The organism is Streptomyces sp. NPDC047072, from assembly GCF_040643855.1.
In the GTDB taxonomy this organism is placed as follows: domain Bacteria; phylum Actinomycetota; class Actinomycetes; order Streptomycetales; family Streptomycetaceae; genus Streptomyces.
Genome location: NZ_JBEYVC010000062.1, coordinates 16,242 through 40,438, shown reverse-complemented (window position 1 = coordinate 40,438; position 24,197 = coordinate 16,242). Strand labels below are relative to the sequence as shown.

Genomic DNA, 24,197 nt, shown 5'->3' with positions numbered 1-24,197 from the left:
ATTCTCATTTCATGCAAGTACCGTATCCGGCGATGGATGACACCGTGCAGACCTCGTCCGGCATCCCGCTCAAGCCGGTCTACGGACCGGAGGACCGGGCCGCCGATCCGCCCGCGCCGGGCACCTTCCCGTTCACGCGCGGCAACTACGCCTCCGGCTACCGGGGGCGGTTGTGGACGCTGCGGCAGTACTCCGGGTTCGGCACCGCCGAGGACTCCAACCGCCGGTACCGCTATCTGCTGGAGCAGGGCGGCACCGGCCTCTCGGTCGCCCTCGACCTGCCGACGCAGTGCGGCTACGACTCCGACGACCCGGAGGTGACCGAGGAGGTCGGCCGGGTGGGCGTCGCCGTCGACACCCTCGCCGACGCGGAGGTGCTCTTCGACTCCATCCCGCTGGACCGGATCAGCACCAGCTTCACCATCAACGGCACGGCCGCGATCCTGCTCGCCTTCTACGTGGCCGCCGCCGAGAAGCGCGGGGTGCCGAGGGCGAGGCTCACCGGCACCATCCAGAACGACATCCTCAAGGAGTACGCCTCCCGGGGCACCTGGATCTGGCCACCCGAGCCGTCGCTCAGGCTGATCGCCGACACCATCGAGTTCTGCGCGGCCGAGGTGCCCCGCTTCAACGCCATCTCGGTGGCCGGGGCGCACTTCCGGGACGGGGGCGCCAACGCCGTGCAGGAGATGGCGTTCACGCTGGCCGACGGCGTCACCTACGTCGACACGGTGCTGGCCCGTGGCCGTATGACGATCGATCAGTTCGCCCCGCAGGTCTCCTTCTTCTTCTACACGCACGGCGACTTCTTCGAGGAGATCGCCAAGTACCGTGCGGGGCGCAGGCGTTGGGCGACGATCGTGCGCGAGCGGTACGGCGCGGATTCCGACAGAGCCGCCATGTTCCGCTTCGGGTGCGTGGCCGGAGGCGCCTCGCTGTACGCGCCGCAGGCCCGCAACAACACCGTCCGGGTCGCCTACGAGGCGCTCGCCTCCGTCCTCGGCGGGGTCCAGTCGATGTTCACCGCCGCCTGGGACGAGCCGTTCGCGCTGCCCAGCGAGGAGTCGGCGACCCTCGCCCTGCGCACCCAGCAGGTCCTCGCCCACGAGACCGGCGTCGCCCGGGTCGCGGACCCGCTCGGCGGCTCGTACTTCGTCGAGTCGCTCACGGACGCCACCGAGGAACGGATCGTCGAGATCATGGACGACCTGGAGCGGCACGGCGGCATGGTCCGGGCGATCGAGGACGGCTACCTCCAGGGGCTCATCGCCGACGAGGCGTACCGGATCCACCAGGAGGTGGAGGCGGGCACCCGGCCCGTCGTCGGCGTCAACCGCTTCGTGGACCGGGACGAGCCGCCCCCGGACATCGCCACCTACGAACTCGACGCCAGGGGCAGGGAGTTGCAGCTCAAGCGGCTCGCCCGCGTGAAGGCCGAGCGCGATCCGGCGGCCGTACGGGCCCGGCTCGCCGAGCTGGCGCGCGCCGCCGAAGGGGACGTGAACCTGATGGGACCGCTCGTCGACTGCGCCAACGCCTACTGCACGGTGGGGGAAATGGTGAGCACGCTCAAGGACGTCTGGGGCGAGTTCCGGCAGCCGGTGGTGTTCTGATGGGCGCCCGCATCCTTGTCGCCAAGCCCGGTCTCGACGGTCACGACCGAGGCGCCAAGATCGTCGCGCGGGCGCTGCGCGACGCGGGCTTCGAGGTCGTCTTCACCGGTATCCGGCAGCGCGTCGAGGACATCGTCGCGACCGCCGTCCAGGAGGACGTGGCCGTCGTCGGCCTGAGCATGCTGTCCGGCGCGCACCTCGCGCTCACCGCCCGGACCGTCGAGGGGCTGAGGGCCGCCGACGCCGGGGACATCACGGTCGTCGTCGGCGGCACCATCCCCCCGGCCGACGTGCCCCGACTCAAGGCCGCCGGCGCGGCCGCCGTGTTCCCCACCGGAACACCGCTCGACGTCGTGGTGGCGGACGTACGCGCCCTGACTCTGGAGGGACGAGCATGCGGATCGGAGTGATGATCGGGGCCGAGCGCGGGGACTCCGCGCGCAAGGCGGCCCGGCTGGTCGCCGACGCCCAGTGGGCCGAGTCGGCGGGCATGGACACCGCCTGGATCCCCCAAGTACCCACCGACTTCGACGCGTTGACGGCGGTCGCCCTCATGGGCGCGGCCACCTCCCGCATCGAACTCGGCACGGCCGTCGTCCCCCTCCAGGCCCAGCACCCCATCGCCCTCGCCCGGCAGGCCCTGTCCACCCAGGCCGCCACCGGCGGACGGCTCGCCCTCGGCGTCGGCCCCTCGCACCACTGGATCATCGAGGACATGCTCGGCCTGCCCTACGAGCGCCCGGCCGGTCTCACCCGCGACTACCTCGACGTCCTGGACGCGGCCCGGGGCGGCCCCGGGCCCATCGACGTCGAGAACCGCACCTACACCGTGCACAACCCCCTCGACCTCGCCCCCGTCGCCCCGCTGCCCGTCCTCGTCGCCGCCCTCGGCCCGGTCATGCTGGCGATCGCCGGGGAACGCGCCGACGGGACCATCCTGTGGATGGCCGACGAACGGGCCGTCGCCGAGCACGTCGTCCCGCGCATCACCAAGGCCGCGGAGGGCGCCGGGCGTCCGGCACCCCGGATCGTCGCCGGCATCCCCGTCTGCCTGTGCCGCCCCGGCGAGGTCGACGCGGCCCGCGAGCGCGCCAACCGCATCCTCGGCGAGGCCGAGATCTCGCCCAACTACCAACGCCTGCTGGACTACGGCGACGCCCGCGACGTCGGCGACCTGTGCGCGGCGGGCGACGAGGCGGCCATCGCGGCCCGCTTCAGGAGGTTCGCCGACGCGGGCGTGACCGACCTGTCCGTACGACTGCTACCGATCGGCGAGAACCGCGACGAACTGGTCGCCTCCAAGCGCCGTACCCGCGACATGATCGCCTCGCTCGCCACGGACTTCCGGTGACCACGTCCGGCCCGCTCGCCGGTATCCGGATCCTGGAGGTCGGCCACATCCTCGCGGGCCCCTTCGCCACCATGCTCCTCGCCGACCTCGGCGCCGACGTCACCAAGATCGAGCCACCCGGCGGCGACCTCTCCCGCCAGGTCGGCGACGCCTACTTCGCCAGCCTGAACCGCAACAAGCGCAGCATCCGCCTCGACCTGACGACTCCGGATGGGCAGGAGAGGCTCGGTGAACTCGCCGTCGACACCCACGCGTTGCTCGTCAACCTCAAGCCGTCGGTGATACGGCGGCTCGGGCTGACGTACGATCGTCTCCGCCACCGGAACGAGAAGCTCGTCTGCGTCGCCGTCACCGGATACGGGCTCGACGCGGGCGACGACCCCGCGTTCGACTACGTCATCCAGGCGGCGACCGGTGTGGCCGCGCTCACCGGCGACCCCGACGGGCCGCCGACCCTGCCCGGGTACTCGTCGGTCGACAACTCGGCCGCACTGACTGCCGCGTTGGGGCTGCTTGCGCAGATCGTGTCCGGGCGCGGCGGTCAAGTCGAGGTCGCGCTACGGGACGTGATGCTCGCGCAGCTCAACTACCGTGCGTCGGCGTACCTGAACGACGGGACCGAGCCGCGCCGGCTCGCGGGCGGCGCCCACTCCTACTACGTCCCGGCCCAGCTGTTCCCCACGTCCGAGGGGCACTTGGCGCTGTTCATCACCCACGACGGGTTCTGGAAGACGTTCGCGGGCGAGGCCGGGATCGACGGGTTCCCGACCATGGCCGAGCGCGCCGCGCGCCGGGACGAGGTGCTCGCGGTGGTGACACGGGCGCTGGCCTCCGACACCGCCCGGGGGTGGGAGGCGCGGCTACGGCCGCTGGGGATCCCGGCAGCCGCCGTACGCACGCTTCCCGAGGCGCTGGAAGCCGCCCCGGAGATGATCGTGCGGGCCGGGGAGTACCGGCTCGTGGGCAGCCCGATCCGGGTCGACGGCTACGAGCCGGAGCACCGTCCGCCGCCCCGGATCGGCGAGCACGGTCACTCGTAGTGGACCGTGACTGACCCCTCGTCCGGGACGCCCTGGCAGGTGAGGACGTAGCCCTCCTCGACTTCGTCCTCCGTCAGGGCGTCGTTCGCGCGCATGGTGGCGCTGCCCTGAGTCAACTTGGCCATGCAGGTCGCGCAGTTGCCGGCCTCGCAGGAGAACGGCGGGGTGAGCCCGGCGCGGCGGGCCGTCTGGAGCAGGGTCTCGCCGGGGTGCTTGGCCATGGTGGCGCGCTGGGTGCCGAGGACGATCGTCACCGTGTCCTTGGGCGCGGGCTCAGGGACCGCCGGTTCGGCGACCGTCGGCGCCGGGGGCGTACCGCCTCCGAAGCGCTCGCTGAACACCCGGCCCGGCCCCGGCAGCGCGCTCTCCACCAACTCCATGAAGGGCTCGGGGCCACACACATACGCGTCCCCGTCCTCGTCCGCGCCCACGAACTCCCGTACGGCGTCCCGGTCCAGGAATCCTCTGTCCGCGTCCAGATGCCGTACGACCGTCAGACGGCCCGGGTAGCGCCGGGCCAGGTCCTCCAGCGAGGTGAGGAATATCGCCGAGGGTCGGTCACGGTCGGCGCACAGCAGTCGGACGCGCCGGTCGGTCGTCGCGAGGGCGCTCTTGGCGAGGGAGAGGACCGGGGTGATCCCGCTGCCGCCGCTGAAGCCGAGCAGTGGAGTCGCGGCCGGGCGGAGGCAGAACTTGCCCCGGGGCAGGGTGAGTTCGAGTTCGTCGCCCTCGACCACATGGTCGTGCAGCCAGTTGGACACCTTGCCGCCCGGCACCCGCTTGACGGTCGTCATCAACTCCGCGTCCGTCTCCGGGGCGCTGGACATCGAGTACGAGCGCAGAAGAGGACGGCCGTCCACCGGGACCCGGAAGACACAGAACTGCCCGGCCTCGTAGGTGAAGGGGCCGTTGTGCGGATCGAGCACGAACGTCCTGGCGTCCTCGGTCTCCTGCACGATCTTGACGACCGTCGCGCGCTGGAACGGAGCGGGGATCGCCATGGACGCCCTCCTCAGGCTCTGGTATCAAGGTTCTGTTGCTGCGAGAATACTATTCTCGCCTAGCAGATGGGACCCTCTCGATGCGTGGGGTGTTGGTTTTCGAGGACCGGCGGTACACCGCGTCCGAACTGGGCGCTCTCGCCGACGGGTTGGCCGACCGGCTGGCCCGGCGGGGTGTGCGGGCGGGGGAGCGGGTCGCCCTCATGTCGTCGAACCGGCCCGAGTTCGTGATCGCCGTCCAGGCCCTGTGGCGCCTGGGCGCCGCGGTCGTGCTGCTCAGCCCCGCGTGGAAGCGGGGCGAGGTCGAGCACGCCCTGGACATCACCAAGCCGGCGCATGCCGTGGGCGACCATCCGGTGCTGGCCGAGCTGATGCCGATGCTGCACCTGGACGAGCCGATCCCGGCCGGGGCAGGGGCTGTGTACCCGGCGCCGGAACCGAGCTCCGACGCCGTGCTCGTCTTCAGCTCGGGCACCACCGGCATGCCCAAGGCGGTCCGGCACACCCACGCCTCGCTAGCCGCGGCCGTCGTCCACTGGCGGGACGCGCTGGGACTCACCGCCGACGACCGGATCCAGATCACCACCCCGCCCTCGCACATCCTCGGTCTGCTCAACATCGTGACGGCTCTGGAGGTGGGCGCCTGGCTGCGTCTGCACCGGCGCTTCGACCTCGACCGGCTGCTCCACCACATCGAACTCGACGGCATCACCGTGGAGATGGCGGTCGCGCCGATCGCCCTCGCCCTCGCGGCGCACCCGAAGCTGGAGTCGTACGACCTGTCGTCCCTGCGCTACGTCATGTGGGGCGCGACTCCGGTCACCCCGAGCGTCGCCGAGACCGTCACCCGGCGTACCGGTGTCCCCTGGCTGCCCGCGTACGGCGCCAGCGAACTGCCCGTCATCGCCTGCAACCCGCTCGACGGCCCGCGCCTCGACACCCCGGGGCGGGCCGTGCCCGGGGTGCGCGTCCGCGTGGTGTCCCTGGAGACCGGGAAGCCGCTCGGGCCGGACGAGACCGGGGAGATCGAGGTGCGCGCCGAGTCCCTGATGGCGGGCTACCTCCCGGCCGAGGCGACGGCGGACGCCTTCCACGACGGCTGGTACCGCACCGGGGACGTCGGCAGCGTCGACGCGGACGGCTGGATCCGGCTCACCGACCGCTCCAAGGAGATGATCAAGGTCCGGGCCTTCCAGGTCGCGCCCGCCGAGATCGAGGCGGTGCTGTACGGACATCCCGCGGTCGCCGACTGCGCGGTGTTCGGGGTTCCCGACGAGACCGACGGCGAGGCGATCGTGGCCGCGGTGCGCACCAGTGCGCCGGTGGACGCCGACGAACTCGTCGCCCTGGTCGGCGACCGGCTGGCCTCCTACAAGCGCCCCAGCCACGTGGAGTTCGTGACCGAGATCCCCCGACTGCCGTCCGGCAAGGTCCTGCGCCGGGTCCTCAAGGAGCGTCATGGACGTACGTCTGACCGATGAGCAACGCCAACTGCGGGCTGCGGCGGCCCGGTTGGCCGACGACCTAGGGCCCGGGGCCGTACTCGATCTGGACGACGGCGAAAGGATCGCACGGCTGGAGAAGGCGGTGGCGGCCACCGGCTGGCGGACCCTTCGTTCCGACGGGGCGTCCGGGGTCGAAGTCGCGCTGGTGGTGGAGGAGTTCGGCCGGGGACTGGTCGACGTGCCGCTCCTGGGTCCTGTCCTCGCCGACGATCTGGCGCCCGGGACGCCGTCGGCCACCGTCGTGGTGGACGGCGTGGCGAGGGACGCGGGTGGGTTGCGGCAGGGAATCACCCTCGACGGCGAGCGCGTGCTGTCCGCCCCGCTCGGTCCGCTCGTGACCGGCGCCGACCTGACGCGGCGCAACGCCCAACTGTCCGGTCGACCGTCGCTTCTCGGGGAGATCTCCACTGAACACGCGGCCCGCTGGCACGCGTTGGCCCTCGTCGCCACCTGCGCCGACCTCCTCGGAGCGGCCCGTGGCGCCCACACCCTTGCCTGCGACTACGCGAAGGTCCGCGAGCAGTACGGGAGCACGATCGGCTCCTACCAGGCCGTCGCACACCTGCTGGCCGAAGGGCTCGCCCTGATCGAGGGCTCGGTGAGCGTCCTGCGGCACGCGGCCTGGGCCGTCGACGAACTGCCCCCCGACGAAGCGGTGCAGGCCGCCCGCATCGCCAAGCTCTACTGCGCGCGAGCCGCCCGCACGGTCTGCGAGACCGCCGTCCAGGTGCACGGCGGCATCGGCAACACCTGGGAGTGCCTCGCCCATGTCCAGCTGCGCCGCGTCCTGACGTCCACCGAGCTGTTCCCCGTCCGCCTGGAGGAGTTGGACCTTGGACTTTCGTGACTCTCCCCAAGAGGCCGCGTTCCGGGTCCGGTTGCGGGGCTGGCTCGCCGAACGGGCGGGCACCTTCCCGAGTGCGGGCGACGAGTACTGGGCCCGGCAGGGCGAATGGCACCGCGCCCTGCACGCGGCCGGGTTCTTCGGACTCTCCTGGCCCAGGAAGTACGGCGGCCACGAACTCCCGCCCGTCTACGACGTCATCCTCGACGAGGAACTCGCCCGGGCCGGCGCCCCGCCCCGGCCCAGCCTCGGCTACCTGGTCCAGGGCCTCGGCCGGCACGGCGGCGAGGAGCTGTGCCGCCGCTTCCTGCCCGGCATGATCGACGGCACCGAACGCTGGTGCCAGGGCTTCAGCGAACCCGGCGCCGGTTCCGACCTCGCCTCCCTCACCACCCGGGCCACCCGCGACGGCGACTCCTACGTCGTGCACGGCCACAAGATCTGGACCAGCTACTCCGACGTCGCCGACTGGTGTCTGCTGCTGGCCCGCACCGACCCGGACGTACCCCGGCACAAGGGCATCTCAGCGTTCGTCCTCGACATGCACCAACCGGGCGTCGAACAGCGTCCGTTGAAGATGATGAGCGGAGTGACCAAGGAGTTCGGCCAGGTCCTCTTCGACGGCGCGCGCGTCCCCGCCGACCAGATGGTGGGTGCGCCGGGGGAGGGCTGGAAGCTGGCGATGACCGTCGTCGGCCACGAACGCGAGCCCGCCACCCTCGGCTTCTCCGCCCGCTATGGCAAGCTCGTCCGCCAACTCGCCGCGCGTACGGCCGGGTCCCCACCGCCGCCCGAACTCGCCTGGGCCGCCGTCGAGGCCGAGATGCTCCGCCTGCACGTCCGCCGACGGCTCTCCGAACAGCTCGACGGCGTCTCCCACGGCCCCGAGGGCTCCCTCGACAAGCTGCTGATGACCTGGGCCGAACAGGCCGTGGGACACGCGGCGTTGACCGTCGGCGGCACCGAGGACCCCGAGCTGCTGAACGCCTACCTCTACAGCCGCGCGCAGAGCGTGATGGGCGGGACCTCGCAGATCCAGAAGAACATCATCGCCTCGCGCATCCTGGGACTTGGAGTCTGACATGACGGAGAACCTGTACGGCATGCCGGAGGAGATCCAGGTCCGGGCGGACGGTCCGCTGCGGATCGTCACCCTCAACCGGCCCGACGCGCTCAACGCCGTCAACGACGCCCTCCACACCGGCCTCGCCCGGCTCTGGCCCCGGCTGAGCGAGGACCGGGACGCCCGCGCGGCCGTCCTCACGGGCGCGGGGAAGGCGTTCTCGGCGGGCGGCGACTTCGGCTACCTCGACGAACTGCGCCGCGACCCGGAGCTGCGGGCCCGGTCCATCGCGCACGGCCGGGACATCGTGCTCGGCATGGTGCGGTGCCGCGTCCCGGTCGTCGCGGCCGTCAACGGCCCCGCCGTGGGCCTGGGATGCAGCCTCGTCGCCCTCAGCGACACCGTCTACATCGCGGAGACCGCTCACCTCGCCGATCCGCACGTCCAGGTCGGTCTCGTCGCCGCGGACGGCGGCCCGCTCACCTGGCCCCTGCACACCAGCCTGCTGCTGGCCAAGGAGTACGCCCTGACCGGCGCCCGCATCCCCGCGGAGCGGGCGGTGGCCATGGGACTGGCGAACCACGCGGTCGCCGACCCCCTGGCCGAGGCGACCGCCTGCGCCAAGCGGATCGCGGGCCTGCCCCGGCAGGCGGTGGAGACCACCAAGCGCCTCCTCAACATGCACCTGGAACGCGCGGTCCTCGCCACCCTCGACTACGCCACGACGGCCGAGGAGCACTCCTTCACCACGGAGGACTTCCGCACGACTCTGGAGCGACTGACCGGTGGTGCCTAGCCCGGGACTGTTCGTGTGACCACCCAGTGGTGCCCGCCGATCCGGCGGGTGCGCTCGAAGCCGTGTCTCTCGAACAGTGCCACCTCGGTGTCCTCGGGGTAGCTCTCCACGGTGCCGCCGCCCAGACGCGCGATCTCGTCGAGGGCACCGTCGAGGGCGGCCGACGCCACGCCCCTGTGCCGGTGGGCCCTGTCGACGAAGAAGCAGATGACCCGCCAGCGTCCGACCGCGGGCGGTTCGGCGGTCGGCCCGAACCGGCACCAGCCGACGCAGCGCGAGCCGTCGTACACGAGCGAGGCGTGTTCCCCGCCCTTCTCACCGGAGGGCATGCACCAGCAGCCGCCGACCACATCCTGGTGCCGCTCGATCAGCGCCGCGAAGTCGGGCCACGCGTCCCGGTCCAGGGGACGCACCCGGAAGGCTTCCCTCGTCATACCGCCAGGCTGCCACGCGGCACTGACAACGGCGTCCTCACTTGGGCGGGAACCGCAGCGCCCCGTCCAGGCGGATCACCTCGCCGTTGAGGTAGTCGTTCTCGCAGAGGTGCTGGACCAGGGCCGCGTACTCAGGCGAGCGGCCCATACGGCGGGGGTGCGGGACCTGCGGACCCCAGTACGCCTCAAGGCGGTCGCCCGCCTGACCGTAGGCCGGGGTCAGGAAGGTGCCGGGGGCGATGGTGAGGACCCGGATGCCGAGCGGGGAGAGGTCGCGGGCGGCGACCAGGGTCATGGCGGCGACCCCGCCCTTGGCGGCGGCGTAGGGCAGCTGGCCGGTCTGGCCCTCGTACGCCGCGATGGAGGCGGTGTTCACGATCACGCCCCGGCCCCCGTCGCCGTCCAGCGGCTCCTGGCGGGCCATCGCGGCGGCCGCCAGCCGCATGACGTTGAAGACGCCGGTGAGGTAGATGTCGACCGTCTGCCGGAACCCGGCCAGATCCAGCGGTGAACCGTCCTTGCCGATCAGCCGCCCCCCGCTCGCCGGACCGCCGTGCACGTCCACCGAGATCCGCAGCGGGGCCAGGGACTCGGCCGCGGTGACGGCCGCGAGGACGTCGTCCTCGTCGGTGGCGTCCGTCCGCACGTACCGGACGCCCAGCTCCGCCTCCAGGGCCTTGCCCTTGTCGTCGGCGAGGTCGGCGACCACCACGGCCGCGCCCGACGCGTGGAGCCGGCGGACCGTCGCCTCGCCCAGACCGCCGGTCCCGCCGACCACGAGCGCGGACGACCCCGCTATCTGCATGACAGCTCCCTTGCGAGTGACGTTCTGATTTTGCGAGAGTAGCATTCTCGTACGGTGCTGTGATCCCGTCCGGCCCGCCGAATCGGTTGGAGACGTCCATGCCCGAGGCAGTCATCGTGTCCGCCCTGCGCACCCCCGTCGGCACCGCCGTCAAGGGGACCCTGCGCGACACCACCGCCTTCGACCTCGCCGACCATGTCGTCGGCGCGGTGGCGCGCGGTCTCGACCCGGAGCGGGTGGACGACGTGATCCTCGGGGAGGGCCTCTACGGCGGCGGGGTCCTCGCCCGGCACGCGGCCCTGACCGCCGGGCTCACCGCGGTCCCCGGCCAGGCCGTCAACCGGCACTGCGCCGCCGGTCTGACCGCCGTCGCCGACGCGGCCGCGTCCGTCCGGGCCGGCATGGACGACCTCGTCATCGCCGGTGGCGTCAACTCCGCCTCCACCGCGCCGAAATCGCGCTTCCGCGTCGACGGCGAGTGGGTCGAGCCCTGGATGCCGCCGACCCATCCCGACCGGCCGGACGCCCCCAACGCGGACATGTCGATCACCGTCGGCTGGAACACCGCCCAGCGGGTCGGCATCAGCCGGGAGGACATGGACGCCTGGGCGCTGCGTTCGCACCGCAACGCCGTCCGCGCGATCGACGAGGGGCGCTTCGAGGAGGAGATCGTGCCGATCGAGACCCCGCACGGGCTCTTCTCCGTGGACGAACACCCGCGTCGCAGCACGTCGTTGGAGAAACTCGCCGCGCTCAAGCCGCTGCATCCGGAGATCGAGGGGTTCAGCATCACCGCGGGCAACGCGTGCGGCGGCAACGACGGCGCGGCGGTGCTGGCGGTGGCGAGCGAGGGCGCGGCCGCCTCGTCGGGGCTGCCTGTCCTGGCCGTCGTGCGGTCCTGGGCGCATGTGGGTGTCGACCCCGCCGAGACGGGACTCGCCCCGTTGAAGGCCGTCCCGAAGGCGCTCGCCCGGGCCGGGCTCACCATCGCCGACGTCGACCTGTTCGAGATCAACGAGGCGTTCGCCGCCGTCGCCGTGGCCGCCGTACGCCGTCTGGAGCTCGACCCCGACCGGGTCAACGTCAACGGCAGCGGCTGTTCGCTGGGACATCCGGTCGCGGCCACCGGGGCGCGGATGCTGGTCACCCTGGTGCATCAACTGCGGCGCCAGGGCGGGGGGATCGGTGTGGCCGCGATGTGTGCGGGCGGTGGGATGGGGTCGGCGATGGTCGTCGAGGTGCCCGCGCCGTAGGGCGCTCAACCCGTGGACGCCGGGCCCAACGTCGCCGTGATCTGCGGCAGTTCCCGCGTCGTACGGATCCCGGGCTGTGCCGCGCACACGAACGGCACCGCGTTCACCGCGCGGTTCGCCGTGTACGCCGGGGACACCGCCGCCATCCGGTCCAGCGGCACCGGGAAGCGCAGGCCGACCTCCAGCGGGGCATCGCTGTCGACCGAGATGTGCCAGCCGGTGTCGTGCAGGGCCCAGGCCGGGTCGAGGTCGGTCGTGCAGTACCAGGTGGCACGGAAGCTGAGGAGGGGTCGGCTGGCGTGCAGCCCCGTGACCGTGAGGCGCTGCGCGGCGACGGTGCCGGCGGCCAACTCGCCGGCGGCGATCCGGACTCGGCGCCGTGCGGTCGCCAACTCCCCGCCTGCCTCAAGGGAGTCGAGCGGCAATGAGAGCGCGTCGGCGACCAGCCGCAGCGACGGGCCGAAGCTGGTGCGCGCGTGGCTCAGCCGCCCCTCGTCGAAGGCGGCGGGCGCGGCCCCGAAGCCCATCACCGCGAACAGCAGCTCCGGAGAAGGGCGTTGGGACAGATCGGCGTACTCGTCGATCGTCAGCGAGTCCAGCCGCCGTGCGATCGATGTCAGCATGAGCGGCACCGCCTCCGTGATGAACCCCGGGCTGCTGCCGGTGCTGTGGATCGATGTCCCACCGCGCTCGCAGGCGGCCTCGACCCGCTTGCGTACGTCGGGATTCATGCTCGGCGGATGATGGAACTCCCCGCGCGTGGTCACGACGTTCGCCCCCGACTCCAGGATCCGGCACACCTCGTCGACGTCGCACAGCAACGGCATGTAGAGCACGCAGTCCGCGCCCAACGCCTGTACTTCCCTGAGATCCTGAGTGGCCGTCACCCCGACAGTCGTGTCGATTCCGCACAGTTCGCCCGCGTCCCGCCCGGCCTTCTCCGCCGAGTGGACGTACACACCCGCGAGATCCAGCCCGGGATGCTCGACGACGGCCCGCAGCGCACGGGACCCGATCGTGCCGGTCGCCCACTGCACCACCCGGTACGCGCTCATGCCGCCTCCCCGGTGAAGCGCAGAAGGGCCTCCTGGCCGTAAGAGGCGACGAGTGCGCCGTCCTCGGTGAACACGTCCCCCCGGCCGAAGCAGCGGCCGTGCGCCAGGATCGGGCTGTGCTGGCGCAGCAGCAGCCAGCCGCCCGCGTCGAACGGCCGGTGGAACCAGACCGTGTGCGAGGTGACGGCGGAGGTGAACGCCGTGCCGGAGTCGTGCTGGGTGAGCCCCTTGAGCGGGCGCAGTGCGGTGCCGATGAGCGTGAGGTCGGTGGCGTACGCCGTGAGGGCGGGGGCGAGGCCGGCCGTCGCCGACGGGGTCCGCATCCACAGGTCGAACTCGGGCGGCTCCGAGCCGGGGGAGTCCAGGTCGGTGAGGGTCCGCGTCTCCCAGGGCAGCGGATGCAGGTCGGTGCGGTGCTCGGGGCCCGGCAGCGGCGGGACGGCGGCGGCCGTCTGGTGCTCCGGACCGTCCTCCGGCGCGTGCAGGGAGACCGAGGCGGTGGCCACCACGCCCTTGGACTGGCGGGCCACGACCGTCAGCGCGGCGAAGGAACCGCCGTCGTGGTGGCGCTCCACTTCGTAGCGGACCGGCTCCCCGGTCAGGCCGGCGCGGGCGAACACGGCGTGCAGGGACTTGACGGTCTTCTCCGGGCAGACGAGCTGCGCGGCGCGGGCGAACTGGGCCAGCAGCTGTCCGCCGAACAGCCGGTGGTAGCCGAGCCGTTGGTTGCGCCCCTCGTACACGAAGGGCGCTCCCGAAGGGTGTGTGCGCAGGTCGAGACAGGCGAGCAGATCGTCCCAGAGGTCACTCGAGGCAAGCGGCATGCCCCGAGCGTAAGCGATATTTACGACTGTGAGAATGGGGTTCTCAAGGGGTCCTCGGTCAGAGGACGCCCAGGCGTCAGCTGAGCGTGAACCCCTTCGCGCAGAAGTCCCAGATCTCCTCCGAGGTGAGCGGGTGGGACCCCTCCTGACCGCTGGACTGCGCGTTGAACATGACGGTCTGCATGGTCAGCGCGGCCACCCGGCGGGCCTTGAAGCCCTCGCGGAGCAGCCCCGCCTCCTCCAGCTCCGTCATCAGCTCGGTGAACAGCGCGAGCAGCGGCGCGTTCGCCACCCGCATCTCGGCGGGGTGGGAGACCAGCAGGCGCAGCGCGAAGTCCGTGAACAGCGGCGCCTGCTTGCCGGTGGGGTTCGGGCGCGAGCTGTCGAACAGGGTCTGGACGACGACCCTGAGCCGCTCCAGCGGACCGGACTGCTCGGCCGCGGCGGTCCGCAGCTCGTCCGCCGACTTGCTCATGGCGTCCTCGAACAGGGCGAGGAGCAGCTCGTGCTTGCCGTCGAAGTGCTGGTAGAAGCTGCGCAGGGACTGGCGGGAGCGGTCGACGACCTCCTGGACGGTGAAGTCCGTGGTGCCCTTCTCCGCCATGATCGCCTGCGCCGCGTCGAGGAACCGCTCGACGCGTTGCTCGGCCCGACGTTTGGCCGCCTGGGTGGAACGCTCGACGGCGCGCTGCTTCCAGGCCGGTTCCTCGCTCGGGCTGCTCACGGGCTGGTCCGCCTTCTGTGTCATGGAGAGAACATTACTGGAGTGTAGCGGCAAGCTCGCACCTCCAGCCTGGACACCTCGGATGACATGGAGGAGACTGAGGATTTCAGATTGAGAGAATTATATTCTCTTGTTGAGGAGCCGTGATGCTGTTTGAGTTCGACGCGGAGCAGCGCCTGTGGCAGGACACCGTGCACAAGGCCGTCGCCAAGGAGTGCCCGCCGACGCTGGTCCGGGCCGTCGTCGACACCGGCGCCGACCCGGGTCCGCTGTGGCGGGTCTACGGCGACCTGGGCTGGACCGAGCTGACCGATCCCGCCGATACGGTCGAACTCGCGATCGTGCTGGAGGAGTTGGGCCGCGCGACCGATCCGACGCCCTACCTGGCCACGCTCACGCAGTTCGCCCCGCTGGCGGGAGACTCGGTCGAGCCGGGACGGGCCGGTGCCGCCGTGTTCGACGGGGTCATCGCCCGCCCGGACGGGGGCGGTTGGCTCCTGGAGGGCACCGCGCGCCACGTCCTCGACGGCGACCGAGCCGACCGGCTGGCCGTGGTGACGGAGGCGGGCGTCTTCGTCGTACCGGCCGACGCGGTGACCGCCGTACGCACCCCCGCCTTCGACCCCGTCCTGCACCTCGCCGACGTCACCTTCGACCGCGTGCGGGTGACGGCGGAGTCCCGCAGCGACGCCGACCCCGAATCGGCCCGGCACCTCGCCCTGACCGGCCTCGCCCTGACGATGGTCGGGGCCTGCCGGCGCGCGCTCGACCTGGTCCTCGAACACGCCCGTACCCGCCATCAGTTCGGCGCGCCCATCGGCTCCTTCCAGGCCGTCAAGCACAAGGCGGCCGACATGCACGTGGCGGTCGAACGGGCCCGCGCCCTCGCCTATTTCGCCGCGCTGACGATCGCCGAGGACGATCCCCGCCGCCGGCTCGCCGCCTCCATGGCGAAGGCGGCGGCGGGCGAGTGCCAGGCCCTCGTCTTCCGCAACGCCGTGCAGCTGTTCGGGGCCATGGGGCACACCTGGGAGAACGACCTCCAGTTCGCCATCAAGCGGGCCAAGGCCGGGGAGCTGCTGCTGGGCGGCGCCGCCCACCACCGGGCGCTGATAGCCGAGGAGAGCCATGCGATCGTCTGAGGGGTGCCATGCGCCTGTCCTTTGACCCCGAAGTCGAGGCATTCCGCGCCGAGTTCGCGGCCTTCCTCGACGCCCACCTGCCGACGGAGGCCGAGGCCGCCCAGCGGTCCCGGTCCACCGCCGACCTCCCCGAATGGGCCCGGCGCTGGCAGCGCCTCCAGTTCGACGAGGGCTGGCTGCTGCCCGGCAACCCGCCGGAGTTCGGGGGCCGCAACGCGACGGTGATCCAGCAGTACGTGCACCGCGAGGAGCTGTCCCGCCGCCGGATCTACCACTCCTTCAACCCGCAGGGCGTCGGCATCATCGCCGCCTCCCTGCTCTCCTTCGGCACCGAGGAACAGAAGCACCGGTGGGCCGTGCGCATCCTGCGCGCCGAGATCACCGCCGCCCTCGGCATGAGCGAACCGGGCGCCGGCTCCGACCTCGCCTCCCTGCGCACCCGCGCGGAACTCGACGGCGACCACTTCACCGTCAACGGCCAGAAGGTGTGGACGTCCGGCGCCCACGACGCCGACGTCCTGCTCACCTTCGTCCGCACCGACCCGGACGCCCCGAAACACCAGGGCATCAGCGTCCTGCTCATCCCCACCGACACCCCCGGCGTGACGCGCCGGCCCTTCGCCTCGTACACCAGCCCCGACGACAAGGACTTCAACGAGGTCTTCTTCGAGAACGTCCGGGTCCCCGCCGAGAACCTCGTCGGCCCGCTCAACGAGGGCTGGCGGGTCGCGAACGGTTCGCTGGGGCACGAGCGCACGCTCATGTGGCTCGGCGAGGCCGAGCGGATGAGCGAGGTCCTGCGGGACTTCCGGCCGACGAACACGCTGGAGAAGGACTGGTACGCCACCCTCGTCATGGACCTCCAGGCGCTACGGCTGCTCGGCTCGGCCGCCCTGGCCCGGGCCGCCCGCGGCGAACAGGACGTGCCCGCGCTGTCCGTGCTCAAGGTCTTCGGCTCGGAGTCGGCCCAACGCGCCCTGGAACACGTCCTGGAGGCGTGCGGACCGGACGGGCTCGACCATCCGGCGCGGACGGCGCCGTACCACCACATGAGCTATGACGACGACTCCGCCAGCTGGTTCAACCGCTACGCCCGCAGCTTCGGCGGCACCATCGCGGGCGGCACCTCCGAGATCCAGCGCACGATCATCGCCGAGCGCGTGCTCGGTCTGCCCCGACGGTGAGGAGAACTCCGTGCACATCCTGTACGAGGTGAAGGACCACATCGCCACGATCAGCCTCAACCGGCCCGAGGTCGCCAACGCCCAGAACGCGGCGCTCCTCGACGAACTCGACGCCGCCTGGACGCGGGCCGCCGAGGATGAAGAGGTGAAGGTGATCGTGCTGCGCGCGGAGGGCAGGCACTTCTCCGCCGGGCACGACCTCAAGGACCGCTGGCCCGCCCCGAACGAGATCACCCTGGAGTGGATCTACCGGGCCGAGAACCGCCGGTACCTGGAGTACACCCTGCGCTGGCGCAACGTCCCGAAGCCGACGATCGCCGCCGTCCAAGGGCGCTGTATCGCGGGCGGGTTGATGCTGTGCTGGCCCTGCGACCTGATCGTCGCGGCCGAGGACGCCCTGTTCTCCGACCCCGTCGTGCAGATGGGTATCGGCGGGGTCGAATACCACGGCCACACCTGGGAGTTGGGGCCGCGCAAGGCCAAGGAGATCCTCTTCACCGGCCGCCCGCTCACCGCCGAGGAGGCGGAGAAGGTCGGCATGGTCAACAAGGTCGTCGCGCGGGAGGAGTTGGACGCCGCGACCCGTGAACTCGCCGAGCAGATCGCCCGGATGCCCGCGTTCGGGCTCCGCCAGGCCAAGCGGGCCGTCAACCAGAGCCTCGACGTGCAGGGGTTCTACGCGGCGATCCAGTCCGTCTTCGACATCCACCAGACCGGACACGGCAACGCGCTGAGCGTCAGCGGGTATCCGATCCTCGCGAAGCTGGACGAGATGAAGGAGAAACTCCGCTAGACCAGGCTCTGTGTGCCGAGTACCGAGACCAGCCGGAGCTTCTCGGCGGCCTCGGTGCCGGGTTCGGCGGAGTAGACGAGGATGTGCAGGTCGCCCTCCTCCACGCGGAGCAGGTCGCAGTCGAGGGTGACCGTGCCGACCAGCGGATGCTCGACCGTCTTGGCCGAGGCCGCGAGCCGGCCCACCACCCCCGCGTCCCACAGCTCGGCGAACCGCTCGCTCCTGGTGCGCAGGTCGGCGACCAGGCGCGGGATGTCCCGGTCGGCCGGATAGCGGGCGGCGGTCGCGCGCAGTTCGGCGACCATGCCCACCTCGAAGGCCTCGCGTTCCTTGGGGGTGTGCCGTACCCGGGTCGGCATGCCCGTGAAGTTGCGCCACACGCCGTTGCGCTCGAAGCCGCGCAGCGCGGAGGGATCTCCCATGAGCGCCGCGTACATCGGGTTGGCCACGAGCAGCGTCATGGCCGCGTCGGAGACCGCGACCGGGGTGTCGACCAGCCGGTCAAGGAGCCGCTGCACGCTCGGCGTGATGTAGCCGGGGACGACGTCGGGACCCGGTGGCACCAGCCCCGCGAGCCCGTAGAGATACGTCCGTTCGTCCGCCGACAACCGCAGCGCCCGCGCGAGCGCCTCGACGACCTGCGCGGACGGATTCGCCGCCCGGCCCTGTTCGAGACGTGTCACGTAGTCGACCGAGATCCCCGCCAGCAGCGCCAGCTCCTCGCGCCGCAGCCCGGCCGCGCGCCGCTGACCGCCGGCCGGCAGCCCCGCCGCGTCCGGGGAGACCCGGTCCCGCCAGCGCCGCAGTGCCTGTCCCAGCTCGGTCGTCGCCATGCGTCCAGTGAACACCGTCGGCCCGGGACGTGCCTGGTACTGCCGGTCCCAGGAAGCGGAGGCGACTGGCTGCCTCCGGAGCCGCGGCGCACTGTGGACGGCATGACGACAACACTCATCACCGGAGCGAACAAGGGTCTCGGCTACGAGACCGCCCGCCAGCTGATCGCGGCGGGGCACACCGTCTACGTGGGCGCCCGCGACGTGGAGCGCGGCCGCCGGGCCGCCGAGGAACTGGGCGCGCGGTTCGTCCAGCTCGACGTGACCGACGACGCGTCCGTCCAGGCCGCCGCGAAGACCGTCGAGGCCGAGGGCGGACTCGACGTCCTCGTCAACAACGCCGGCATGGAGGCCCGCACCGAGGACAACGCCGTGCCGGTCGCCGAGACCCTGACCGCCGACCAGATACGCACCACGTTCGAGACCAACGTCTTCGGCGTCGTCCGCGTGCTGCACGCCTTCCTGCCGCTGCTGCGGCGCTCGGCGGCACCGGTCGTGGTCAACGTCAGTAGCGGTCTCGCCTCGCTGACCCATCTCTCCGACCCGGACCACCCCGCGCACTTCTACCCGGGCGTCGCCTACCCGACGTCCAAGACCGCGGTGAACATGCTGACCGTGCAGTACGCGAAGGCGTTCCCGGGCATACGGATCAACTCCGTGGAGCCGGGGTTCACCAAGACCGACCTCAACGGCAACACGGGCACGCAGACCACCGAGCAGGGCGCCGAGATCATCGTCCGGATGGCGCAGGTCGCGTCCGACGGGCCGACGGGCGGGTACTTCGACGCGAACGGTCGGCTGCCCTGGTGACTCGCCGACGGCCCGCTGTCCTGGTGACTCAGAACTGAACCAGCCTCAGAGCTGAACCAGCCGGGGCGCCGCGCCCTCCGCGCGCAGCCGCGCCCCGGCCTCGCGGGTCAGTTCGCGGGCACTGCCCAGCAGCCCGTCCAGCACGAGCGCGCGCCGGACGTGCCGGTGCAGCGGGTGCTCGGCGGTGAACCCGATCCCGCCGAGGACCTGCTGGCAGTGCCGGGCCGCGGTGAGCGCGGCCTGCCCGGCCGCCGCCTTCGCCAGCAGCGAGCCGAAGGGGTCCTCGGCGGCCACGAGAGCCGCCTCCGCGCCCTCCAGCGCCACGAAGGTCTCGGCGAGCCGATGCCGTACGGCCTGGAAGGAGGCGAGCGGACGCCCGAACTGTTCCCGGCCGAGGACGTGGGTCCGGGCCAGCGCAAGCATGGCCCGCCCGCTGCCGAGCAGCCACCAGCCGAGGGCCCGGCGACCGGCTTCCAGCGGCAGGGGATCGCCGGCCGGCACGGAGCGCAGGGGCAGCTCGGGATCCAGCGAAGCCGCCGGCTTCAGCGGACCGTCGGCGGCCCGCTTCGGCGGAGCGCCGACGTCCGGTTTCGGCGGCCCGTCGGGGGCAAGGGCGGGCCCGTAGTCCGATGCAGCACCCTCGCGTTCCCATACGACCCACCGCCCGCCCGCGTACGGCAGTACCGGCGCCCCACCGAGCGGTCGCCCGGCGGCATGCAGCACCACGTCGTTGAGGACCGCCGCCCGCGCCCCCGTCTCGCCCAGCAGCCGGAACACCGTCGGGATCGCCACCTCGGGGAACTCCGCCAGCAGCTCGGGCCAGCCCAGTTCGACCAGTGCCGTCTCCAGCGCGGGGCCGCCCGTCGACGCCGTCATCGTCTTGCGCAGGGTCTCGGAGAGCAGCTCCACCTCCGCGGGGTCCACGATCAGTCCCTCCCCAGGTCGAGCAGTCGGCGGGCGATGATGTTCCGCTGGATCTCGGCGGTGCCGCCGTAGATGGTGGCCGCCTTCGCGTACAGGTACTCCGTACGCCACGGCGACTCGGTCAGCTCCAGCACTCCGGGCAGCAAGTCCCGTACGGTCTCGAAGAGTTGTTGCTCGGCGGTGGCGAGGAGCACCTTGTCCACCGAGGTCTCCGGGCCGAGTCGGGCGCCTTGCGCCAGCCGCCGTTGCGTCGAGTGCGAGCGGCAGCGCGCCGTGTGGAGGGCGAGGTAGGCGGAGCCCAGCGCGGAGTCGTCCGGCATGGTCGTCTCGTCCAGCAACCGGTCCACCCGCGTGTACAGATGGGCGATCCGGTGCCAGAAGCACGTGGAGCGCTCGTGCGGGAGCAAATCCATCGCGAGCCGCCAGCCGTCGCCGGGACGGCCCAGCATGCGCGTGGCGGGCACCTCGACGTCGTCGAAGAAGACCTCGGCGAACTCGTCGACGCCGTGCAGGGTGCGCAGCGGGCGGACGGTGATGCCCGGGGTGTCCATGTCGACGAGGAACGCGGTGATGCCCGCGTGGCCGGGCGCCGTGCGGGTCAGCAGGACGCAGCGGGCCGCGTACTGGGCGAGGCTCGTCCAGACCTTCTGGCCGTTCACCACCCAGGTGTCCTCGCGCGGGACCGCCTTGGTGGTCAGAGACGCGAGGTCGCTCCCGGAGCCCGGTTCGGAGAAGCCCTGGCACCACTGCTCCCGGCCGCCGAGGAGCAACGGCACCATTTCGGCGGCCAGTTCGGGTGGCGCGTAGGAGATGAGCGTGGGGACCAGGACCTCGACCATCGACCAGATGCCGGGCTCGGCGAGGCCACGCGCGGCGACCTCCTCGCCGAGCACCGCGCGGAACACGGCCGGCCCGCCGAGTCCCCCCACTTCGACGGGCCAGCCGTGGCGCATCCACCCGGCCTCGTACAACTCCCGGCGCACCCGGCCGAGTTGGGCGACCTGGGCGTCGAGGGAGCGGTCGGGGCCGGGGGAGAGGTCGTGGTCCGCGAGCCAACTCTGCAGAGCCGTACGGAACTCGGCGACGGTCCTCATACCGCGGGACGCTCGAACGCGTGGGGACGCCCCGAGTCGTGTACCCCGCTGCGGCGGATGAAGGTCATCGCCCGGGTGTGCAGCCGCCAGCCGTCGTCGGTGCGGACGTAGGTGTCGGTGTAGTAGCCGATGCGCAGGTCGTGCGTGGCGTGGTCGACGAAGCACAGCGGCTGGGTGCCCGTCGCCGTGTCGCCGCCGTCGCCCTCGACGACGGGCGTGCCGGTCATGAACAGCCCCTTGGGGGCCGCCGCGACCAGCGCCGGGAACTCCGCGAGGGGGTAGGTGTCGCCGAAGGCGCTGTAGGTGCCGTCGGGGGTGAACACCGCGAGCAGGCCGTCGATGTCGCCCCGGGTGATGGTCACCGCGTAACGGGCCAGCAGATGCTGGATCTCCACGAGGTCGTCAGTGGTCATCGCCGCTTCCTTCCGCAATGCTTCCTCCGTGGTCTCCCGGCACGCCGAACGCGTTGAAGACCATCGCCAGCAGGGCGTAGGTGCCGACCGTGAACACCAGGTCCATCCGCTGGTGTTCGTCGAGGTGTTCGGCCAGTGAGCCCCAAGTCCCGTCCGAGAGTGTGGAGTCGTCCTCCAACTCGTCCACCGCCGCGAGCACCAGGCTCTCCACCGGATCGGCCGCCTTGCCCGCGCCCGCCGCCTCGATCTCGGCGTCGGTGAGACCGGCCTCCCGGCCGAGCTTGAGGTGGTGGGCCCACTCGTAGGCGCAGTCGCGGCGCCGCGCCACCCGGAGCGTCACCAGCTCGCGGAGCCGGGGCGGCAGCGAGTTCTTGAAGAGCATGTGAGTGCTGAAGGGGAGGAAGACCTCCGCCAGATCGGGGTGGCGGGCCAGCGCGCCGATGGCGGGACCGGCGCCGCGCTCGTTGCGCAGCCTGCGGGGCAGGAGCGCGGACAGCGCCTCGCGCGTGCGGTCGGTCCACTGGTCGTCCGGCAACGGAGGCAGACGCGGGGGCATGCGGGGTCCTCCTGAAACGGACTCGGTGAGAATGGCATTCTCTTCATCCGTAGTGAAGGTTTCCATGTGCATCGCGAGACCGTCAACCATCAGGCCCGCAGCTTCCCGAAGTCCCAGCTGACGACCTTCTCCGGGTGCAGCCGCAGCCACGCGTGCCGGCCGTCGTAACGGAAGTCGCCGTACTTCTCGGTGAACAGCCGCTCGGGCGACCGGAGTTCGTCGACCTCCTCGCCCTTGCGCGGCACCTCGCCGACCACCTCGGCGCGCCCCAGCAGCTCGACACCCCTGAGCTGTAGAAACTCGAATCCGCCGTCGTCGACCAGCACGCTCAGCCGTGCGTCCCGCGCGAGGTCCGTCCAACGCTGGCTGCGTACCAGCGAGTTGAGCCACAGGTCCGTCCCGTCCCAGACGAACCAGAGCGCGCCGTTGTGCGGATGCCCGCCCGGCCCGACCGTGGCGACCCGGCAGACGGGGCTGCCGCGGAGAAAGGCGTCCCGCTCCTCGTGCGACATGGCGATCGCGGTACCCCTGCGTTGACCGGGCACGATTCCTCCCACTGCTGTGTGAATGCGTAATTCTCCTGCGCGAACGGTTGCTTCTCATCTAGCGAGAAGCTACTTTCCACCGCAGGCAGGGCCATGGCAAGCAGGGGCCTGCGAACCCAGGGAGAGATGGGGAGCCGTGAGTCTTTTCCACGAGGACCGGCTGTTGATCGACGGCGAACTCGTCCGCGCCGCACGCAGCTTCGAGACCGTCGATCCGTCCACCGGGAAGGTGCTGGGCACCGCGTCCGACGCGGAGCCCGTCCATGTCGAGGCGGCGGTGAAGGCGGCCCGCCGGGCGTTCGACGAGACGGACTGGATGCGCGACCGCGACCTGCGGCTGCGCTGCCTGCGCCAGCTCTACGACGCCCTGCACACCCACCGTGAGGAACTGCGCGAGCTGACCATCGCCGAGGTGGGCGCGCCCCGCCAGCTCACCCACGGCCCCCAGCTCGACGAGCCGATCGAGCTGGTGAAGTACTACGCCGACCTGCTGGAGGGTTACGCCTTCCGCGAGGAACTCGGCGTACGCGAGAGCCGGGGCCGCCCGCACCGCCGCTGGGTGGAGAAGGAGGCCGCCGGAGTCGTCGCCGCGATCCTGCCGTACAACTTCCCCAACCAGCTGGCCCTCGCCAAGCTCGCCCCCGCGCTGGCCGCCGGCTGCACGGTCGTCCTCAAGGGCGCCCCGGACACCCCGTGGACCACCCTCGCGCTCGGCCGGATCATCGCCGAGGAGACCGACATCCCCGCGGGCGTCGTGAACGTCCTCGTCTCCTCCGGGCCCGGCACCGGCGAGCTGCTCACCACCCACCCGGACATCGACATGATCACCTTCACCGGGTCGACGCCGGTCGGCCGGGCGATCATGGCGGCCGCGGCCGTCACCCTGAAGCGGGTGTTCCTGGAGCTCGGCGGCAAGTCGGCGATGATCGTGCTCGACGACGCCGACGTCCAGAACGCCGCCGTGTTCGCCGCGTTCACCATCTGCTCCCACTCCGGACAGGGCTGCGCGCTCACCTCCCGCCTGCTCGTCCCGCGCGCCAAGTACGACGAGATCGTCGGCCTGGTCGCCGCCATGCTCGGCCGGGTCAGGTACGGCGACCCCGCCGACGCGGCGACCCACATGGGCCCCCTGATCAGCGAGAAGCAGCGCACCAAGGCGCACACCATGGTGGAGCGGGCGGTCGCGGAGGGGGCCCGGCTGGTCACCGGCGGCAGGCCCGCCGACCGCGAGGGCTTCTTCTACGAGCCGACGCTCCTCGCCGACGTCGAGCCGGACTTCGAGATCGCGCAGGAGGAGGTCTTCGGACCGGTCCTCGCGGTCATCGCCTACGACGACGAGGACGACGCCGTCCGCATCGCCAACGACTCGGTCTACGGCCTGTCGGGCGCGGTGCTCGGCGCCGACGACGAGCACGCGGCCGCCGTCGCCCGGCGCATCCGCAGTGGCACGTTCAGCATCAACGGGGGCAACTTCTTCGCCGCCGACGCCCCGTTCGGCGGATTCAAGCAGTCCGGCATCGGCCGGGAGATGGGCGTGGCGGGTCTGGAGGAGTTCCTGGAACTCAAGACCTTCGCCGTCCCGGAGAAGTAGCCAC

26 protein-coding genes are annotated in these 24,197 nt (G+C 71.7%); 14 read left to right on the top strand and 12 right to left on the bottom strand.

Annotated features, from left to right (window positions below; translation table 11 throughout):
- The first annotated feature begins 32 nt into the window (after window positions 1-32).
- The 4 genes from ABZ896_RS25235 to ABZ896_RS25220 are packed head-to-tail and all read left to right on the top strand — an operon-like array spanning window position 33 to window position 4,004.
- Window positions 33-1,613, top strand: coding sequence for a methylmalonyl-CoA mutase family protein (locus ABZ896_RS25235; protein ID WP_360933289.1), 1,581 nt, complete (start codon window positions 33-35; stop codon window positions 1,611-1,613).
- Window positions 1,613-2,023, top strand: a complete 411-nt coding sequence (locus ABZ896_RS25230; RefSeq protein ID WP_360933286.1) for a cobalamin B12-binding domain-containing protein — start codon at window positions 1,613-1,615, stop codon at window positions 2,021-2,023. Before ABZ896_RS25235 ends, ABZ896_RS25230 begins: the two co-directional genes overlap by 1 nt.
- The gene (locus tag ABZ896_RS25225) at window positions 2,008-2,964 is read left to right on the top strand and encodes a TIGR03564 family F420-dependent LLM class oxidoreductase (protein WP_360933283.1); all 957 of its coding nucleotides are present in this window, start codon (window positions 2,008-2,010) and stop codon (window positions 2,962-2,964) included. The genes ABZ896_RS25230 and ABZ896_RS25225 overlap by 16 nt, the downstream gene beginning before the upstream one ends.
- Window positions 2,961-4,004 (top strand): CoA transferase, encoded by a 1,044-nt coding sequence (locus ABZ896_RS25220; RefSeq protein ID WP_360933280.1) that lies wholly within the window; start codon window positions 2,961-2,963, stop codon window positions 4,002-4,004. Before ABZ896_RS25225 ends, ABZ896_RS25220 begins: the two co-directional genes overlap by 4 nt.
- Here ABZ896_RS25220 and ABZ896_RS25215 read toward each other — a convergent pair.
- Window positions 3,995-5,005, bottom strand: a complete 1,011-nt coding sequence (locus ABZ896_RS25215) for a ferredoxin--NADP reductase (protein WP_360933277.1) — start codon at window positions 5,003-5,005, stop codon at window positions 3,995-3,997. The genes ABZ896_RS25220 and ABZ896_RS25215 overlap by 10 nt on opposite strands.
- Window positions 5,006-5,094: 89 nt before the next feature.
- On the opposite strand from ABZ896_RS25215, the gene ABZ896_RS25210 reads away from it, so the two are divergent.
- Genes ABZ896_RS25210 through ABZ896_RS25195 form a run of 4 tightly spaced genes read left to right on the top strand, consistent with a single transcriptional unit; the run spans window position 5,095 to window position 9,213 of the window.
- Window positions 5,095-6,486, top strand: coding sequence for an AMP-binding protein (locus tag ABZ896_RS25210; RefSeq protein ID WP_360933274.1), 1,392 nt, complete (start codon window positions 5,095-5,097; stop codon window positions 6,484-6,486).
- Window positions 6,464-7,357, top strand: a complete 894-nt coding sequence (locus ABZ896_RS25205; protein ID WP_360933271.1) for an acyl-CoA dehydrogenase family protein — start codon at window positions 6,464-6,466, stop codon at window positions 7,355-7,357. Before ABZ896_RS25210 ends, ABZ896_RS25205 begins: the two co-directional genes overlap by 23 nt.
- The gene (locus ABZ896_RS25200; protein WP_360933268.1) at window positions 7,344-8,435 is read left to right on the top strand and encodes an acyl-CoA dehydrogenase family protein; all 1,092 of its coding nucleotides are present in this window, start codon (window positions 7,344-7,346) and stop codon (window positions 8,433-8,435) included. The genes ABZ896_RS25205 and ABZ896_RS25200 overlap by 14 nt, the downstream gene beginning before the upstream one ends.
- 1 nt (window position 8,436) lies before the next feature.
- Window positions 8,437-9,213, top strand: a complete 777-nt coding sequence (locus ABZ896_RS25195) for an enoyl-CoA hydratase/isomerase family protein (protein WP_360933265.1) — start codon at window positions 8,437-8,439, stop codon at window positions 9,211-9,213.
- Here ABZ896_RS25195 and ABZ896_RS25190 read toward each other — a convergent pair.
- A complete protein-coding gene (locus tag ABZ896_RS25190; RefSeq protein ID WP_360933262.1) occupies window positions 9,210-9,647 on the bottom strand; it encodes a GNAT family N-acetyltransferase in 438 nt (145 codons plus the stop codon). The genes ABZ896_RS25195 and ABZ896_RS25190 overlap by 4 nt on opposite strands.
- A 37-nt stretch (window positions 9,648-9,684) precedes the next feature.
- Complete coding sequence (locus ABZ896_RS25185; RefSeq protein ID WP_360933259.1) at window positions 9,685-10,452, bottom strand: SDR family NAD(P)-dependent oxidoreductase; 768 nt, start codon at window positions 10,450-10,452, stop codon at window positions 9,685-9,687.
- Window positions 10,453-10,550: 98 nt separating this feature from the next.
- Between ABZ896_RS25185 and ABZ896_RS25180 the strand changes: the two genes are divergently transcribed.
- Window positions 10,551-11,705, top strand: a complete 1,155-nt coding sequence (locus ABZ896_RS25180; protein ID WP_360933257.1) for a thiolase family protein — start codon at window positions 10,551-10,553, stop codon at window positions 11,703-11,705.
- A gap of 5 nt (window positions 11,706-11,710) precedes the next feature.
- Here ABZ896_RS25180 and ABZ896_RS25175 read toward each other — a convergent pair whose 3' ends face one another.
- The 3 genes from ABZ896_RS25175 to ABZ896_RS25165 form a co-directional block, all read right to left on the bottom strand.
- Window positions 11,711-12,760, bottom strand: coding sequence for a dihydrodipicolinate reductase (locus ABZ896_RS25175; RefSeq protein WP_360933254.1), 1,050 nt, complete (start codon window positions 12,758-12,760; stop codon window positions 11,711-11,713).
- Window positions 12,757-13,584: an acyl-CoA thioesterase domain-containing protein gene (locus ABZ896_RS25170; RefSeq protein WP_360933251.1), complete on the bottom strand. Its 828-nt coding sequence runs from the start codon at window positions 13,582-13,584 to the stop codon at window positions 12,757-12,759. The genes ABZ896_RS25175 and ABZ896_RS25170 overlap by 4 nt, the downstream gene beginning before the upstream one ends.
- A 76-nt stretch (window positions 13,585-13,660) precedes the next feature.
- On the bottom strand, window positions 13,661-14,332 hold the full coding sequence (locus ABZ896_RS25165; RefSeq protein ID WP_360933248.1) for a TetR/AcrR family transcriptional regulator: 672 nt from the start codon (window positions 14,330-14,332) through the stop codon (window positions 13,661-13,663).
- A gap of 122 nt (window positions 14,333-14,454) precedes the next feature.
- Between ABZ896_RS25165 and ABZ896_RS25160 the strand changes: the two genes are divergently transcribed.
- From ABZ896_RS25160 to ABZ896_RS25150, 3 genes are read left to right on the top strand one after another with little or no spacing between them, the layout of a single operon-like run.
- A complete protein-coding gene (locus tag ABZ896_RS25160; protein WP_360933245.1) occupies window positions 14,455-15,450 on the top strand; it encodes an acyl-CoA dehydrogenase family protein in 996 nt (331 codons plus the stop codon).
- A gap of 8 nt (window positions 15,451-15,458) precedes the next feature.
- The gene (locus tag ABZ896_RS25155; protein WP_360933242.1) at window positions 15,459-16,634 is read left to right on the top strand and encodes an acyl-CoA dehydrogenase family protein; all 1,176 of its coding nucleotides are present in this window, start codon (window positions 15,459-15,461) and stop codon (window positions 16,632-16,634) included.
- Between the two features lie 10 nt (window positions 16,635-16,644).
- On the top strand, window positions 16,645-17,427 hold the full coding sequence (locus tag ABZ896_RS25150; protein ID WP_360933239.1) for an enoyl-CoA hydratase: 783 nt from the start codon (window positions 16,645-16,647) through the stop codon (window positions 17,425-17,427).
- Here ABZ896_RS25150 and ABZ896_RS25145 read toward each other — a convergent pair.
- The gene (locus tag ABZ896_RS25145; RefSeq protein ID WP_360933236.1) at window positions 17,424-18,260 is read right to left on the bottom strand and encodes a helix-turn-helix transcriptional regulator; all 837 of its coding nucleotides are present in this window, start codon (window positions 18,258-18,260) and stop codon (window positions 17,424-17,426) included. The genes ABZ896_RS25150 and ABZ896_RS25145 overlap by 4 nt on opposite strands.
- A gap of 102 nt (window positions 18,261-18,362) precedes the next feature.
- Here ABZ896_RS25145 and ABZ896_RS25140 point away from each other — a divergent pair, with 102 nt between their 5' ends.
- On the top strand, window positions 18,363-19,070 hold the full coding sequence (locus ABZ896_RS25140; protein ID WP_360933233.1) for an SDR family oxidoreductase: 708 nt from the start codon (window positions 18,363-18,365) through the stop codon (window positions 19,068-19,070).
- 45 nt (window positions 19,071-19,115) lie between these two features.
- On the opposite strand, the gene ABZ896_RS25135 is transcribed toward ABZ896_RS25140, so the two are convergent.
- The 5 genes from ABZ896_RS25135 to ABZ896_RS25115 all read right to left on the bottom strand — a co-directional run bounded on the left by ABZ896_RS25135 (window position 19,116) and on the right by ABZ896_RS25115 (window position 22,605).
- Window positions 19,116-19,994: an acyl-CoA dehydrogenase family protein gene (locus ABZ896_RS25135; protein ID WP_360933230.1), complete on the bottom strand. Its 879-nt coding sequence runs from the start codon at window positions 19,992-19,994 to the stop codon at window positions 19,116-19,118.
- Between the two features lie 2 nt (window positions 19,995-19,996).
- Window positions 19,997-21,088, bottom strand: a complete 1,092-nt coding sequence (locus tag ABZ896_RS25130; RefSeq protein WP_360933227.1) for an acyl-CoA dehydrogenase family protein — start codon at window positions 21,086-21,088, stop codon at window positions 19,997-19,999.
- A complete protein-coding gene (locus tag ABZ896_RS25125) occupies window positions 21,085-21,501 on the bottom strand; it encodes a nuclear transport factor 2 family protein (protein ID WP_360933224.1) in 417 nt (138 codons plus the stop codon). The genes ABZ896_RS25130 and ABZ896_RS25125 overlap by 4 nt, the downstream gene beginning before the upstream one ends.
- Window positions 21,491-22,057 carry a carboxymuconolactone decarboxylase family protein gene (locus ABZ896_RS25120; protein ID WP_360933221.1) on the bottom strand — a complete coding sequence of 189 codons (567 nt, stop codon included), beginning with the start codon at window positions 22,055-22,057 and terminating at the stop codon, window positions 21,491-21,493. The genes ABZ896_RS25125 and ABZ896_RS25120 overlap by 11 nt, the downstream gene beginning before the upstream one ends.
- A gap of 89 nt (window positions 22,058-22,146) precedes the next feature.
- Window positions 22,147-22,605, bottom strand: a complete 459-nt coding sequence (locus ABZ896_RS25115; RefSeq protein WP_360933323.1) for a pyridoxamine 5'-phosphate oxidase family protein — start codon at window positions 22,603-22,605, stop codon at window positions 22,147-22,149.
- 133 nt (window positions 22,606-22,738) lie between these two features.
- On the opposite strand from ABZ896_RS25115, the gene ABZ896_RS25110 reads away from it, so the two are divergent.
- Window positions 22,739-24,193, top strand: coding sequence for an aldehyde dehydrogenase family protein (locus ABZ896_RS25110; protein ID WP_360933218.1), 1,455 nt, complete (start codon window positions 22,739-22,741; stop codon window positions 24,191-24,193).
- The last annotated feature ends 4 nt before the right edge of the window (window positions 24,194-24,197 follow it).